We start from the raw sequence: 14,716 nt of genomic DNA, 5'->3' as shown, positions 1-14,716 counted from the left end.
AGCTTTTAGGAATTGCTTGTTAGATACTGATACAGCATCTAAACTCTGCACAATCAATGTTCAAAGGGCTTTTTGGTGATAATTCAGGTTATTCCAAATAAACAATAAGGATATGCCAGCATGTTAAGCTCAACAGCAAGTTGTCTTTGTAAAGCGGTGACAATTACCGCAAATGAAATTAATCCGAAGTTTACAGTATGTCATTGTGATTCATGCAGAGGCTGGGGCGGAGGACCTTTTTTTGCGGTGCAGTGTGGTAAAAATGTCACTATAGAAGGGTTTGATAAGGTAAAAATGTATCAATCATCAACCTGGGCTTCCCGTGGCTTTTGCGCTGAATGTGGTACCCATTTGTTTTTTAAATTCAGTCAAACTGGTGATTACAATATGCCAATCGGCATCTTTCACCAACTCGATGGGTTAGAAATGGATATGCAGTATTTCAGTGATCAACGTCCGAATTATTATTGTTTTTCTAATCAGACTAAAGAACTCAGCAGAGCTGAAATAATGGATTATTTTGCGAAAAATCCATAAAAATATCGATTAAAAGCGAGTTTGCACAGAAAATATGCAAAAAGCGGTTTTTTAGTTTTCGTTTCATATTTGAAGACACATTAACGACTATGGTGTTTTCGATTATGAAAACGCGAATGACGTTTTGCCTCAAAACAATGCCGTACTGTTCGCCGTGCCTAGGTGAGACACAATATACTTCCACTGCTTTTGTTGACTGGGATTTAACCTGCGACCTAGCAAGTAATCACATTGGCTGCGCAGGTTAAAATGGCAGTTTTTTGCTAGATTTTACTGACACATCATTAGGCACGGGAAACAGCGTTTAGGTTGTTGGCATTGACTTTTTAACCTTGGATTCCCTTCATACACTGCCATCGTGCCTTATGGTGCATCCAGTGATTGACAGTCAACAAAATATTTGTGTCCAGAATTGGCTCTATTTTATATTTTACATTTGAGTTGAGTCGCTAATATTGATGACCAATTTGACTCTTCTGAAAAATTATTAGCCAGTCCATCTGGGTTTTCTTCAGTGAGTTTTTTAACACCATGCTCTATCATATAATCTGGAATGTACTGGGGTTTTCCAAGGTTTTGTATGAAGTCGCAAGCTGCCTGCATTGACTCTGGGGATTCAATAAACGCCGTAAGTTTTTGTTGAAACTTATCTTGTTCAAGGGCTGTGAGTGACCAGATTGAGTGTTTCTGAATAATATTAATCGCCTGATGTGCAGTTGCATCAACAACTCTCTTAGAATCATAAATTCCGTAAGCACTGGCTAGTACATAATTGTAAATTGCGAGCTCGTCTTCACCATCGATAATGCACTGTTTAATTGAAGGGTATAAATCAACGGGGCTGATAGTCTGGTTTAGCGAGTTTTTATCGATACATACAGTTGCTAGTTTAGGGGCTAAATAGGTAGGTAGTGCGTCTACTTTTTCGGTTTTTTCACTTGGTGTGCAAGATAATATTGGTTCTTCCCTGAGCACTTTTACTTCCCATTCGTCGGCTATACTATTACTGTGTTGCGCGGTAACCACATATCTCATACATTCCTTCGCATCCAAAGGTAGCATACGCAGCTCTGTTACTTTGCTCCTGACATTTTTAGTAGTGGCTAAGTTGATATAGTGAAATCCAGGTTTGACGTTTTTAACCTGTGTGCCGACTTCCATTTTTCCATCAATTGAGACAATGGTAACGTCATAGTTGTCCAAATCAGATGCTTGGCTTCGGGTGCCATCGATAACTGCATAAGGCTTAGACGCGCATCCGCCCAGCACTACTAGCGCAATTAGAAAAAAGCACTTTTGTAGACTTTGATACTTCATTTTATATCCCTATTTTTTCTATTCCATTATTACTAACAGTTAAAAGCCATTTACATCTAGGCTAATTATGTTTGTTAACCTATGATTAAACTATAACATCGAGGAATAGTACTAAGTCAAATTCGCTAGGTGTTTTGGCAAGGAGATTCTATGCTCATTGAGATTTAAAAAGGTATAGTTAACCGAGATATTTTCAGTCAGTTGTGACTTGTGGTTAACAGGGTTATCGTATTGCATGTTTATCCCCTTTATTTTAAAACCAAACAAAATCCAATGGTCTCAATTTGAAAATAGTCGGCTATATATAACCTAGCAATTATAAAAAGGTGAAAATTATAATGAGTTCCTCATCGATGAAACATAAAGAATATAAAAGTATTCTGCGTGATCTTCAGATTCAATTAGTCAAACTTCAGAATCATATTATCAACAATAATTTGCGGCTTTTGGTTATTTTTGAAGGTAGAGACTCTGCTGGAAAAGACGGAATTATTAAACGAATTACAGAGCATTTGAGCCCACGAGACACTCGAGTAGTTGCCCTGGGAAAACCGTCAGATCGCGAAGTAAATTCATGGTACTTTCAGCGCTACGTGAGTCATCTTCCTTGTGCTCAAGAAATGGTTTTGATGAATCGAAGTTGGTACAACCGAGCTGGGGTTGAGCGGGTAATGGGGTTCTGTAGCGAAGCTGAGTATCAACATTTTATGCAGACAGTTATTCAGTTTGAACGCATGTTGATAGAGTCGGGGATTCACATTGTTAAATATTATTTGGATATATCTAAACAAGAGCAAATTGCCAGATTAGACGACAGACATACAAATCCGCTAAAACAATGGAAAATCAGCCCCATTGACGAAGTTGCGGTTGCCAAATGGGACGAGTATAGCGAAGCGCGTAATGAAATGCTTAATCGCAGCCATAGTGACACTACACCTTGGTATGTGGTGAGTGCTGATGATAAAAAACAAGCCAGAATAAATGTGATTCGTCATTTGTTGTCAATTATCGATTACAAAAATAACCTCAACGAAAACAGTAAAGTTGACGGAAATGTGGTCTTTCAGTTTGAACCGCAAAACTTGCACAATGGTAAAATTAGCAGCTAGTCAGAAATGCAATGGTGAAAAATTGCAGTTAATATTTTTAATTTTTGATAGATCTTTGATTGTTTGGCTTCAAGCGTTGGCTAAGGAAACTGGGTGTTGAGATCGTTAAATTCAAGAGAAAAAATTGCATACCGAAAATCATTTTAGGATTGGATGTTGAGCAAATATAGGCGATTTTGGCTACCTGTGTGCACTAATATGACGGTTCTTTTCAAAGTGAGAAACTTGCTATACAAACTCGATTAAGCGCTGCAGATCGATATCATGAAGAAGCGGGATTAGACCGCCTCTGTGAAAAACATGAACGTCAGACGCAATAGTAAAGTCTTTCATGCTCTAGCCGTTCTATTCAGAAAGCTCTTGTTTGCGATTAATTATGATAGTGACCAATAATAATGATAAAACAATTGCGGGAATAGCATTGGCAACCGCATCATAAACCACGTGAAAATAAATTGCCCCAAGCATAATAACTAGCAAACCACTTGCAGCGTAAACACTTAGCTTTTTAAACCAGATCCCAATAGCCCCTACTAATTCACTTGCACCAATAAAATAACCGAACCAGATAGGTAACCCCATTGCTGCGAAGGATAAGTGCAATTGTTCAACTCCAGCCAATTTAGCCAATCCAGCGGCTGCAAAGGCAAAAGAAGCTAAACCAACTGATACCAGCATCGTAAATTTTGTAACTTTTTTCATAATTCAATTCCTATTTTTTGAGGTTATCTAAACAACTGCTTAGTTAATGAATTAAGAATAATCGAATAGCTACTTAATAAATATTGAATGTTTTTAATGAAGTTATAAACTAATGCTTTATGTTTTAGAGTGTGAATATGAAACTTGATCAACTAACTATGTTCGTTACTGTCGCTCGGCTGGGATCTTTAAGTCTGGCTAGTGCGCACTTAAATAAAACCCAACCAGCAATTAGTCAAAGCATTCGACAACTTGAAAGTTCTTTCAATTTAAGTTTGTTTAATCGTTCGGGTTACCGCTTAGAATTAACTGAAGTAGGGAATGTTCTATATCAAAAAGCAACCAGTCTTTTGGATGAAGCAAATGCGTTGCAACAAACTGCTAAATACATGGTGCTGGGAAATGAAACCAGCATTACCCTAGCAATTGAGGCATCATTTAATTTAAAACTGATTCTGCCATTATTAGAAAACGTACAAAACCAGTTCCCCAACACGCAAATCATTATCAAACAAGAATATTTAACGGGGGCGTTTGAAGCGATAAAAAACAAAAAAGCAATACTGTGCATAACCCCGTATCAAGAGGTTTTACATAAAGATTCAGAAATTGAAGAGCACTTCTTAACGAATGGTGCACTGGTCAATGTAGCATCACCTCGATTAATTAAACGGCATCCTAATTTACAAAGTCGCCGCGAACTTTTACATGAATATCAGATTGTTGTGCAGGATTCAGGGAGTGGATTCAAAGATACTGAATGGGGCGTGCAAGACGGTCAAAGAAGGTGGTATGTGAATGATTATCAAACTAAAAAAATGTTGATAGAAAGTGCTATGGGGTGGGGGAAAATACCCGATTACTTAGCAGCGCAAGGTATTCAAAATGGAACATTGGCTTTACTTAAATTAACTGATGTTAAAAACGAAATGCTAGCGAGATACCATATTATGAAAAACAAATCAGAGTTGTTAGGGCCTGTTGCTCAAGCCGTTTGGGAGCAATTTAAACATTACCGATTCAATTAGTCTTAGTTGCTTATTTCTAAATTAACACTTACACAATGCTGGTAAGTATCGCCAACACATAGTTCAACTTTCATCAAACTCAATTGTGTCTGAATTAAACATCAAGGTCACGTTATCGCCATAATGAATATTAACGATAGGTGGCGCTAATATTTCGATTATATTTTGCTGTTGAAAGTGCTGGGTTTTGGTCTCGGGGTGAGGATAGTAGACCCAAGCATCAAATTGCTGAGCTTGAAACTTAATTTGGCATTTGACCAAAGAGAAGGTTTCTTGATTGAATCCTTTTGCCCAATGAAGGTTTTCGAAACAAAAAGTGGGTTTTAGAATACGAAATGCACAAACCGGAAGTTGCACATTCAAGGTTCCATCAAAACACTCACTAATATCTAATCCCAAGTGTTTGAAAAAGGGTCTCTGCATTTCAATTGTGCCAGCAGGATAGGGCGAGCCTGCACCTTTGCCTGAAGCTACTTGGTGCCCTTGAACCACAACCCCTGAGATGATGATTTGAGGTGATGACATAGAGCTAGCACTTCAGTAAGGTTTTGTTGGCGTGAATACCCACAATTAAGCCAGAAACGTTAAATGCTATTTCCACACTGTCACCGCTTTTGAAATTGCCATTTATAAGGTTCATTTGTTGCAAAGTTTCAATCAGTTGCTTGGATATTTTAACTAGCTCGTTATCACAGGTTCTTAATTCCCAGCCATTTTCGAATTGGCTTAGAATTGCCGACTTTTGATGGTGACTTGCCAGTAGCGCCTTTTGCTGTAAGTAATCTTGATAATGTTGTTGGTAACGTTGGCTAATTTGACTGTAATCTTGGGATTGTTGGTCATCAATATTGTGTATTTCTACTGACGTATAGCGCAAAGTCTCAGGTGATTGGCGTAATTCATAAGATTGCCATGCGACTAGACCTAACAATAAGATTGTGCCTGTTGCAAAAGTCGCGCGCTGAAAGTTGTGGAACCAAGTATATAGCTTGGATTTTGATTCGGTGCTTTGCATCAACTGACGCTTCATGCTGCCCGTCGTTTGAACCTTGGTTTTACGTTGTTGATATAGCTCAGATATCCGAGTTTCAAAATGTTCTGTTTGTTTTGACGACCCTTGATCGTGTTCATGGGACTTAGTCATGGTATTTCTCTAATTGTTCACGAAGTGAATTCTTCGCGTATCTAATCCGACTTTTTACTGTCTCTACACCACAACCGGTAATATCGGCAATTTCTTGTAGACCGAATCCTTCTTGTTGTAAGCAGAATCCTTCTCGTTGCTCAAATGGTAAAGACATTAGGACCTTGTCAAAAATAGTTTCAATGGGATCAGCAAATTCAAAGGACGTTTTTAGCTGATCCAGAGGAGCGCCGGTTAATGGTTCACATCGTGTGCTGCGCCTAAATTCATCAATCAATAAATTTCTGGCAACTGTAAATAGCCAAGCATTGAATCGCCCCGATTCTTTGTATAAATGTGGCCTTTCAAACACCTTTAACCAAGTTCTCTGACTGATATCTTTGGCTAAATGCATATCAGATTGGGTAACTAAAAAATGGTAAAGGTCATTCGCACAGTTATCGTAAAGTTGTTCAAATAGTTTTTTATCGCCACTTTGTGCAAACCGGACAATTAGCCATTCGTTAGAATGACTAATTGAGAACAAAGATTTAATCGCTAAAGTTATACTCACTCAACTTCCTTTATGGCAGTGAAAATAGTTAGCTTTCTAATTTAAAGTCTAACACAACTTCTAATCCTGTCTGCTCGATGGGTTTACCATCTTTTATTTGGGGTCTGTACTTCCATTTTTTTAACGCTTTTCGCGCTTCACGATCAAATGTCCGTTTGGGGTTAGCATCGATGATTTGTATGTTTTGCACAGATCCACTGGCATCAATACTAAATTGCAGTTTCACCCAACCTTGAATCCCGTCTCTGGCTGCATCGGCAGGATATTTCGGTGAAATACGCACCATAGGCGTAGTTTCCGCATCTTGAATCGTTAAAAATTGATTTTCTGCGGCGATTTCTTGAGTAGGGACCTCAACCGTAAAGTTGGCGGTTAAGTTGCTATCATTAGGCTCAAACACCTCCTTTGGTTGTATTGTTTGCGGCATTAACTTAGGAGGTTCAATGGGTTTAATTTTTGTTCTTTCTATTGATTTACTGTCTTGGGTGTTAAATACAGGATCGACAAATACCCCAGCTGTCGGCGGTGTTATGTAATCTGCATTTTGTGCTGTTAGTTTTTGCATTATCACAAATAAGCCGAAAGTAATGATGGCTGCAGAACCAATAAAACCAGATATTTTAAAACCAGAGTGATGATAGGGATGTAGCATAATATTTTGCATTTGTGTTCCTGCTATTTGATGGATTTAATAACTAAACGAATCAAAATTAGAAATAGGGTTAAGGGGATGCAGGAAATATTAAAAAATATTTTTTATGAATAGCGTTTTTAGGAAAAATGTAACTTGGGCGAGTTAGGGCGAAGTTTTATTGTTTTAGATCTGCACTCACTAAACATTCGCGTTTATTTTCGAGATGACGATAAAGTGTGGAGTGAAGTTTTTGTTGTTTATTCAAATAATAGCCTACAAAATGATAGTGTAGCTCAGCCCAACATATCAGCGCAGTCAATTTTTTTGAGTTGAGTTAAGCAAGGTTAAATGAGTGACTTATCATCCAAAATTCAGCCTGTTAGTGTGTTAATTTAATGATGATAAAATAAACAATAAATGCTAACTTGGGTTTTTAACATACAAGACATTGTTTTTGTCTAAATTAGGCGAATAGCCTAATAGGTAATGTTAACCTTTGACGGAATTAGGGAACTTTGGGCACTGCCGTAAAGTGAATTTTAGCTAAGCATGCACGCCAGCATCAAGCTACAAAAATACTGCTAGATTAGGATGTCGATTTTGGAATCAGAAAACCGTAACAATGATAATCCTTTTGTTGGATTAAATGCGTTTGAGATTAGTCATACTGATAATTTTCAAGGAAGAGAAGATGTAGTTCAACAGGCGTTGTCAAAGCTCCAACACAAAGCGCTGTCATCCCAACCATTTTTGTTGTTGTTAGGTAAAAGTGGCGCTGGTAAATCAAGCCTTTTACAGGCCGGTATCTTCCCTAAATTAGATGAATTGCAGTTTGGGGAACAAAATATAAGCTTTCGTTCAACTATTATCACGCCTTGTAACTTAAGTATTGATCCTTTTCGCTCTCTAATTTTAGCTTTGTCAGACATTTCTGAGCAAGATTTTGTCGCCAATCAAGAACTCAATTCTTTAGTTAAAATGTGCAAACAGCAACCTGACAAATTTTTGCAGATGATGAAGCAGAAAATGGAGTCTTGGCCTGCTGATAAGAAACTGGCAATTGGTATTGTGCAGCTTGAGCGTTTATTTTTAACCGACTCCTTGGGTTACACTGAGCGACGTTATTTCACCGATATTTTGGCTGGTTTGGTCATCCACTGTGGCATACTCGTTGTGGCTACATTGCGCAGTGATTTTTATCATACCTTATCTGACTATCCAGCATTGCTGCGTTTAAAGCAAAATGGTGGACAGCTAGATGTGTTGCCTCCGACATTAAACCAACTTAAAAAAATGGTATTCCCAGGGACTGCTAAGCATCTAAAATTTGAACAGGCAAATGGAGAGTTGGTTAGCCTTGATGAATACATAGCCCAACGGGCGTTTGAGTTTCCTGACAGCTTACCTTTGCTGCAATTTGTTTTATTTCACTTACATCAAAATCGTTCGCAAAATGGACTGATTAATTACTCAACCTATCGTAATTTGGGGGGGCTAGAACGGGCGATTGCTAAAATTACCGAACAAACTTACGAAAGCTTGGATCGCTCTTGTAAAAAGCATTTTAACCGCACCGTTAGTCGCCTGGCTGAATTAAATTATAAAGGCCATTATGAGAGAGTTTGGGTTAAAGCTGACGATTTATATAAAAGCCACAATGCCAAAGAGTTAATTGATGCGTTTGAGGCGATAGGCATTATGAAGTCTGTGCAGGGAATTGATGGCAACAATTACATTTGCTTGGTACATGATTGTCTATTTGCTAATTGGCCTAGACTTAGTGAAGCTTTAGACCATCATCAAAAAACGCTCGAATTAAAAAACAAGCTAGAAGCACAAGCTGCTGAGTGGAAAAGTGCCACGCGACCTTCAGCATATTTACTCGCACCCGGTAAAGCTTTGGATGAAGGAAAACTCATTCTTAAGCAAAGTGGCTCCATAAGTTCGACGTTACGAGCAATGATTCATGCGTCAGTTAAGCGTGCGAGCCTTAAGTATCGAGTAGGTTTTGGCTTTGCAGTGCTGCTGTTAATGCTGTTTGGATTTATGATTAAAAATGCCTATGATGCAAAAGTAAATCAGAAAATAGCGGAATCGAAACTGATTGAAAGCCACGAATTAATTGAATTTCTGATTGATGAAAGCACCAAATTAGAGGCGATTGGACGGTTGGATTTAATCCAAGAAAGTTCAGAGCGTTCACTGGAATATCTAAGTACTGTATCACCTTCAGATGATTCTACTGCTGCCAAATTGAGTCGCAGCCAAACGTTTTTCCAATTAGGTAAAGTTTACTTGGAAAATCGACAGTTTGCGGGTGCTCTTGACGCTTTTAACAAAACGCTAGAATTGGATACTGAGCTTGTCGAGATCCATCCAAATGGCTTTACTTATGTGTTGGAATTAGCTCATGCAAATTATTGGATTGCTATGACTCATCTGCGCGCGGGAGATATCCAAAAGGCTGAACAGTACTTCCTATTTTACCAGACCAATGCCCATGATTTAGTTGAATTACAACCTGATAGCCCAATAGCCAAGATCGAACTTTCCAGAGCTTATTCCAATTTAGCCAAAATTGCAGCCCAACGAGGGCAGTTAGAAAGCGCGACACAGAGCTTTTTTGAGGCGGTTAAGTTTACCGAAAAAGGCAGATCTGCTGCCAATATTAGCGACTTATTGGAAGCCGCCAGCGCATATACTTGGTTGGCAAATAAGTATTATTCAGAATTGAAAATTGCTGAATCGCTAGAAATGAACAAGGGAGAACAAAGACTAAGATCGTTAATTATTAAAAAAGAAGACTCCCCAGCAAACCAAATGGCTGCAGCATATTCATTGTGGAAATTAGCGAATGAACACATTCTCGTTGGTCAATATAAACAGGCAGATTCTGCATTGAGTGAATTGAAGGTTGCCTGTGCTCGTGGGATGCGTGCTCAGAATGCGGATATTCAATGGCGATATTTAGATGCCTTTAGTGATGCCAGTTTAGCGCAGATGGCAATGCTGTCGGGAAATTCTGAACAGGCTAGAAAGTTATTTAGCGCCAGCTTTGGGAAAGTTGGTGATACTGCTGCAGGCTTAATGAGTCAGTGGCAAGATGCGTTTTTCGAGCGTCAATATTGGCTCGCCAGGTTCCATCATGGGAATGCTAATCAGAAAGGGCTTGAATCTGCTAGTTCGGTAATTATTAACGCCAATCAAGAGGATGCGATTAAATGGAAGGTACGTTTAGCGACTTTGGTCGGTGAACAAGTCGATTTCGAAGTGATGCAATCAGATGAAATTTTAAAACCACAAATGTTGATTGCCGCACTGGAATATTATAGTTTCCAAGATCATTTAGAAAAATTACAAAGATTGTGGCAACAAGTGCCGCAAGAAATGTGGTTAAATAAAGATCTTGAGGAACTGCGCGATACTTTGCGTAAGCAGATTCGAGAATTCACGTCACAATAAATAATTCAATTAGAAGTACCCAAAAAATATGATGGTAGGTGAAATTGCTGCTCTAAGCACTGCGTTGTGCTGGGCTGTCGCAGCACGAATGTTTCGAATTTTAGGCAAAAACTTTTCGCCTTTGGCGCTCAATTTATGGAAAGGCTTGGCAGCAATTGGCATCCTGCTAGTTATCACCCAGTTTTTTCTTCCTCAAGTTTCAGTATCAACCAATACCATGTTATGGCTATTGTTCAGTGGAGTGATCGGCATAGGATTGGGAGATACATTCTTTTTCCAAGCGTTAAACAAAATCGGTGATAGCCAATCTATTTTGGTTGCAGAAACTCTCGCTCCTATTTTTACCGCGTTACTTGCTATGGCTTGGATCGCCGAGTGGTTAACTTGGCAACAATGGTGCGGAATCGCCTTAGTTTTATTTTCAGTGGACATGATCATTAAGATTCAAAAACGATCAAGTTTTGATAAGTTTGAATTAAGCGGCTATGTCTACGCCGGTCTTGCCGCTTTGTGCCAAGCGGTTGGTGCGGTAGTCAGTCGAGATATTCTTACCTCAACTGGCATTGACGCATTTAATGCCAGCCAAATTCGTTTGCTTGGTGGTTTAGCTATTATTGTCATTTTAATGCTAGTAACCAAACAAAAATGGTTACCCACCACTGACAACCTTAAACGCACTTGGTTATTTTTTAGTGGTGCAACCGTGATTGGTACCTTTGCCGCGTTATATTTACAAATGGTTGCCTTTACCTATACCAAAGCCGCTGTGGTACAAACGTTGTTTGCCATGAGCGTCATTTTATCCTTGGTGGTGGCTAAAATACTGGGGGAAAAAGTCAGTGGTAACACTACTATCTGGTCATTGATAGCGTTAATCGGTGTTGGTGTCTTAGTAGGTTTAGAGCACATTTAATCTGACTATTTTGTGGCTTAGTTAAAACAAATTTTTTTATTGGGGAATAAATTCGTTTTTCATTCGTTATCCAAGTGTCATTAATATAAACATGAGGAAACGAAGATGACTAAGCTAAACAAAATTGTAAACTTAATGGTAATTGCTGGAATAGCACAGGCAAGTAGTGCCGCTATGGCAGCCGATCTACAAATAAGCCAAGACATTCAGTTATCCAATCAAACACAAATTTCTCAGCAAGCAAATAGTCAAGATGCTTCAACGGATATCTCTGCCAATTCTGACTCTTCTGCTCAATCTAATGCTGATGTTCAGGCAAATGCCGATACGACGCCTGAACAAGAGCAAGCCGAGTCTACTACACAAGATAGTTCGGAAATGGCTGCCACTCAAACTGCAAATCTGAATGGTGTTTTAACAAATACCGTCGATGAGTTCAGCACCAATGTGGGGAATTCCAGTGCGGTGACTGTAAATAATTCTTTAGCGGCAGTGTCAAAACTAACGGTTTTGAGCGTGACTAACCTAGAAAGCCCTGATTCTGTAGACGGAAATGATCAAATTCAAGAGACAACGAGTGATGATTTGGCGTTGCAGTCAACTCCGTCGTTAGTATCTGAATTGAATTCGTTATCAACTATAGATAAAGCACCATCACTTAACAGTGCTTCTGAGTTAACCAACAACATTGGGGCTAATTTATCACAAGTCGCAATGCTTGATGTTGCCTCCCAAGCGTCTCAAGTGATAGGGCAATCTGTCAACACAACGATTGCAGAAACAATCACTAGCAATGCTCAAAGTTCCATTTCACAAAACGTAAACAACCAAATTAGTACTTTGGTGACTGACCAAATCAATAATGAAGTAGCCACAGCATCTGCAATAGAGGTGGCTAATACCATTACTAGTGACTTAGACCTAGGTATTTAACCTTCTTTAAACCTGCAAGATTACGTCAACTACTCGTTGGCGTGATTTAAGTATTATTGGTGGTCAAAAATGAAATTACGAATTGGCAATATTACCTGTATATTCGCGTGTGCAACCAGTTTTTTTACTTGGGCGGATACGCAATCTGCCTTTACGTTTAGTGGTAAAGCTGATGCTAGCGCAATCTACAATTCAGCCCTAAGTGTAGACGAGTTGGATGATGTATCTACTCAAAGTGACAGTGGGCAAGAACTAAATGCAATGCTACAAGGTAAATGGAAGATAAATGACAAAGCGCAAGTAACAAGTCGTTACGCTTACAGTCAGCAACGCTATAACCAATATTCACAATATGACTTGGAGCTACATCAGTTTAGCGTTGATGGCAGCTACAAGTTTACTCAACGTGAGTTTGGGCTGCGTTTTGATGGCGCCAAAGCGCGTCTCGAAACAGGCACTTTTTTAGATTTCCAACAAATGAGCGTTTATTTAGGAACATTTATTCAACCTGAGACTTTCTTGCGTACTAGCCTAAAATTTAAAAATAAGTCATTTACTCAATTATATGGAAGAGATGCCAATGGTTTTGGAGCATCCGCCGACCTATTTCACTTTTTGAATAATGCCAATACTATGTTCATGATCGGACTTAGCGGTGAAATAGAAAATGCGCACGATAATCAGTTTAATTATTGGGGAGCGGGGTTAAATACTAAACTAACTCATAAGTTCGATATGTTTGGCCTGGCCTCTAAGGTGGGAATAGGATGGCGATACCAATATAAAGATTATGAGTCAGTTGAGGTGTCAGACTTGCAAGCTAGTTACAATATTCAAAGAGACGAAAACAGACAAGTGATACAGGCTGATTGGGTGCTAAATATATTCGATAACTTGTCTGTTGTGACTGAAGTTCAACGTGGAGATTATAAATCTAAAGTTGAGAGCCTAACCTATCAGCAAAATATCGCTAGTTTAGGCTTAAACTATACCTTCTAAAGGTGTTTTAACCACTATTCTTTTACTTGCTTTTACTTCCGATACCTTGAATAGCGCCAATACCATATATTGGATCTCTCCCTTTTGGACCTAAGTCAATCGCTTGGTCTGATAGGGACGCTAAAACAGCGTCGCGATAACTCTGTTTCATATTTTTCGAGTTTTCCAGCAAACATGCAATCGCTGCTGACACCACTGGCGCAGCCATGGATGTGCCCGATTCTTTGCTTAAGCCCCCCATCGCCTGAGCAGTAATCACGTTTACACCCAACGCGGAATAATCTATATAATCGCCTCGATTCGACCAGCGATATGGTTTTAAATTATTGTCGAACGCACTAACTGCTATGACTTCATCATATCCAGCTGGATAAACTGCTTGGGCAGCAGGTCCTTCATTTCCGGCAGCCGCAACGATAATCGTTCCTTTCTGGATAGCGGCTGTAATCATTCGATTTAATATTCGGTTATCTGGGCCAGCCAAACTCATGTTGATTACTGTAACCTTTTCCTCTACTAACCAGTTTAATGCATCAATCATGGCGCTTAATGTCGCACCCTGGGAGTAGTCGGATTGCCGATAAAACACTTCTGCAGAGTATAAATGTGCTTGCGGTAATAATGGGATCAGCGTGTTGAATTCTCCTATCAACACCCCTGCGACAGCTGTGCCGTGCAGTGCGGGAGAATTTAAGTTCTTGGTTAAAAAAGACTTCGCAGTGATCTTCGCTTTTGCAAACGCAGGGTGCGTTCGAGCGACTGCGCTGTCGATCATGCCGATTCGTGCAGTCGTAGTACACAATGATTGGTTTATTGGCTTATGTGCCGTATCAAAAGCGGTTTGCGGTGTCTGGGATTGCGCCGTATAAATATGATTTCTATCTAAGGTTGCAAATGCTTCTTGGGTTAAATGTTTAGCTAATGCGGATTTTGAGTCTAAATGGGACGGAATTGTAAATCGCAAAATAGACAATCCTAATCCTGAATATGTTGAATCCGAATTAATCACAGCGCCTAAACCAGTTAAAGTCTGTTTGGTTTGTTCATCTGCTAATATCATCCATTGGTTTTGGACCGCTCTCCATCCATCATCCAATTTGACTTCTACAAAAGCTGGGTTGCTAAGGTCAGCGCCTATCGCTAAAGTTTTCGGTAATGTTGTTAAGGGTTCTGTTATTAAGTTTTCTAACGCTGGCATCTCACTGAGCGCAAAGGGCTCTTTTACTTCTTCAACGATTATTTTTTGCTCTAATCGGTCGACTGTTTTTTCAATATTTTCAACTTGCTTAGTAATGCCTTGGGTATTAATTAATTGTGCCGAAGACACCTGACTAAATGCCAACAAACTGAATATCGTTATTTTGATTCGCGTCATGTTTACC

Annotated in this window: 14 protein-coding genes; 7 read left to right on the top strand and 7 right to left on the bottom strand. The window is 39.2% G+C overall.

Features of this window, described 5'->3' with window-relative positions:
• Positions 1-120 precede the first annotated feature (120 nt).
• Positions 121-537 (top strand): GFA family protein, encoded by a 417-nt coding sequence (locus tag Q4567_RS20375; protein WP_303502044.1) that lies wholly within the window; start codon positions 121-123, stop codon positions 535-537.
• A 423-nt stretch (positions 538-960) separates the two neighbouring features.
• Here Q4567_RS20375 and Q4567_RS20370 read toward each other — a convergent pair whose 3' ends face one another.
• The gene (locus Q4567_RS20370; RefSeq protein WP_216047976.1) at positions 961-1,854 is read right to left on the bottom strand and encodes a hypothetical protein; all 894 of its coding nucleotides are present in this window, start codon (positions 1,852-1,854) and stop codon (positions 961-963) included.
• 338 nt (positions 1,855-2,192) lie between these two features.
• Between Q4567_RS20370 and ppk2 the strand changes: the two genes are divergently transcribed.
• Entirely contained in the window at positions 2,193-2,966 is a 774-nt protein-coding gene (ppk2, locus tag Q4567_RS20365) for a polyphosphate kinase 2 (RefSeq protein WP_303502040.1), read from the top strand.
• A gap of 345 nt (positions 2,967-3,311) precedes the next feature.
• Here the strand turns inward: ppk2 and Q4567_RS20360 are convergent, their stop codons facing one another.
• Entirely contained in the window at positions 3,312-3,668 is a 357-nt protein-coding gene (locus Q4567_RS20360) for a DoxX family protein (protein ID WP_252729049.1), read from the bottom strand.
• 137 nt (positions 3,669-3,805) lie between these two features.
• Between Q4567_RS20360 and Q4567_RS20355 the strand changes: the two genes are divergently transcribed.
• Positions 3,806-4,696, top strand: a complete 891-nt coding sequence (locus Q4567_RS20355; RefSeq protein ID WP_216047978.1) for a LysR family transcriptional regulator — start codon at positions 3,806-3,808, stop codon at positions 4,694-4,696.
• Between the two features lie 63 nt (positions 4,697-4,759).
• Here Q4567_RS20355 and Q4567_RS20350 read toward each other — a convergent pair whose 3' ends face one another.
• Genes Q4567_RS20350 through Q4567_RS20335 form a run of 4 tightly spaced genes read right to left on the bottom strand, consistent with a single transcriptional unit; the run spans position 4,760 to position 7,057 of the window.
• Positions 4,760-5,221 carry a hypothetical protein gene (locus Q4567_RS20350; RefSeq protein ID WP_216047979.1) on the bottom strand — a complete coding sequence of 154 codons (462 nt, stop codon included), beginning with the start codon at positions 5,219-5,221 and terminating at the stop codon, positions 4,760-4,762.
• 4 nt (positions 5,222-5,225) lie between these two features.
• Complete coding sequence (locus tag Q4567_RS20345; protein ID WP_216047980.1) at positions 5,226-5,840, bottom strand: hypothetical protein; 615 nt, start codon at positions 5,838-5,840, stop codon at positions 5,226-5,228.
• Positions 5,833-6,393 (bottom strand): sigma-70 family RNA polymerase sigma factor, encoded by a 561-nt coding sequence (locus Q4567_RS20340; RefSeq protein WP_303502037.1) that lies wholly within the window; start codon positions 6,391-6,393, stop codon positions 5,833-5,835. The genes Q4567_RS20345 and Q4567_RS20340 overlap by 8 nt, the downstream gene beginning before the upstream one ends.
• Positions 6,394-6,421: 28 nt before the next feature.
• The gene (locus Q4567_RS20335; protein ID WP_216047981.1) at positions 6,422-7,057 is read right to left on the bottom strand and encodes an energy transducer TonB; all 636 of its coding nucleotides are present in this window, start codon (positions 7,055-7,057) and stop codon (positions 6,422-6,424) included.
• A gap of 570 nt (positions 7,058-7,627) precedes the next feature.
• Here Q4567_RS20335 and Q4567_RS20330 point away from each other — a divergent pair.
• The 4 genes from Q4567_RS20330 (at position 7,628) to Q4567_RS20315 (ending at position 13,334) form a co-directional block, all read left to right on the top strand.
• Positions 7,628-10,489 carry a hypothetical protein gene (locus Q4567_RS20330; protein ID WP_216047982.1) on the top strand — a complete coding sequence of 954 codons (2,862 nt, stop codon included), beginning with the start codon at positions 7,628-7,630 and terminating at the stop codon, positions 10,487-10,489.
• A gap of 28 nt (positions 10,490-10,517) precedes the next feature.
• Positions 10,518-11,402 (top strand): DMT family transporter, encoded by an 885-nt coding sequence (locus Q4567_RS20325; protein WP_303502035.1) that lies wholly within the window; start codon positions 10,518-10,520, stop codon positions 11,400-11,402.
• A 105-nt stretch (positions 11,403-11,507) separates the two neighbouring features.
• Entirely contained in the window at positions 11,508-12,335 is an 828-nt protein-coding gene (locus Q4567_RS20320; RefSeq protein WP_303502033.1) for a hypothetical protein, read from the top strand.
• A 69-nt stretch (positions 12,336-12,404) separates the two neighbouring features.
• A complete protein-coding gene (locus Q4567_RS20315) occupies positions 12,405-13,334 on the top strand; it encodes a hypothetical protein (RefSeq protein ID WP_303502031.1) in 930 nt (309 codons plus the stop codon).
• Positions 13,335-13,356: 22 nt separating this feature from the next.
• Here Q4567_RS20315 and Q4567_RS20310 read toward each other — a convergent pair whose 3' ends face one another.
• Positions 13,357-14,709: a S8 family serine peptidase gene (locus tag Q4567_RS20310; RefSeq protein WP_303502028.1), complete on the bottom strand. Its 1,353-nt coding sequence runs from the start codon at positions 14,707-14,709 to the stop codon at positions 13,357-13,359.
• Positions 14,710-14,716 lie beyond the last annotated feature (7 nt).

The organism is Aliiglaciecola sp. 2_MG-2023 (genome assembly GCF_030548145.1).
Taxonomy (GTDB): domain Bacteria; phylum Pseudomonadota; class Gammaproteobacteria; order Enterobacterales; family Alteromonadaceae; genus Aliiglaciecola; species Aliiglaciecola lipolytica_A.
This window is presented reverse-complemented; position numbering and strand designations above follow the sequence as displayed.

Coding starts and splice junctions, on each gene's coding strand:
- Q4567_RS20375 (WP_303502044.1), top strand. CDS start 121: ATGTTAAGCTCAACAGCAAGTTGTCTTTGTAAAGCGGTGACAATTACC.
- Q4567_RS20370 (WP_216047976.1), bottom strand. CDS start 1,854: ATGAAGTATCAAAGTCTACAAAAGTGCTTTTTTCTAATTGCGCTAGTA.
- ppk2 (WP_303502040.1), top strand. CDS start 2,193: ATGAGTTCCTCATCGATGAAACATAAAGAATATAAAAGTATTCTGCGT.
- Q4567_RS20360 (WP_252729049.1), bottom strand. CDS start 3,668: ATGAAAAAAGTTACAAAATTTACGATGCTGGTATCAGTTGGTTTAGCT.
- Q4567_RS20355 (WP_216047978.1), top strand. CDS start 3,806: ATGAAACTTGATCAACTAACTATGTTCGTTACTGTCGCTCGGCTGGGA.
- Q4567_RS20350 (WP_216047979.1), bottom strand. CDS start 5,221: ATGTCATCACCTCAAATCATCATCTCAGGGGTTGTGGTTCAAGGGCAC.
- Q4567_RS20345 (WP_216047980.1), bottom strand. CDS start 5,840: ATGACTAAGTCCCATGAACACGATCAAGGGTCGTCAAAACAAACAGAA.
- Q4567_RS20335 (WP_216047981.1), bottom strand. CDS start 7,057: ATGCAAAATATTATGCTACATCCCTATCATCACTCTGGTTTTAAAATA.
- Q4567_RS20325 (WP_303502035.1), top strand. CDS start 10,518: ATGATGGTAGGTGAAATTGCTGCTCTAAGCACTGCGTTGTGCTGGGCT.
- Q4567_RS20320 (WP_303502033.1), top strand. CDS start 11,508: ATGACTAAGCTAAACAAAATTGTAAACTTAATGGTAATTGCTGGAATA.
- Q4567_RS20315 (WP_303502031.1), top strand. CDS start 12,405: ATGAAATTACGAATTGGCAATATTACCTGTATATTCGCGTGTGCAACC.
- Q4567_RS20310 (WP_303502028.1), bottom strand. CDS start 14,709: ATGACGCGAATCAAAATAACGATATTCAGTTTGTTGGCATTTAGTCAG.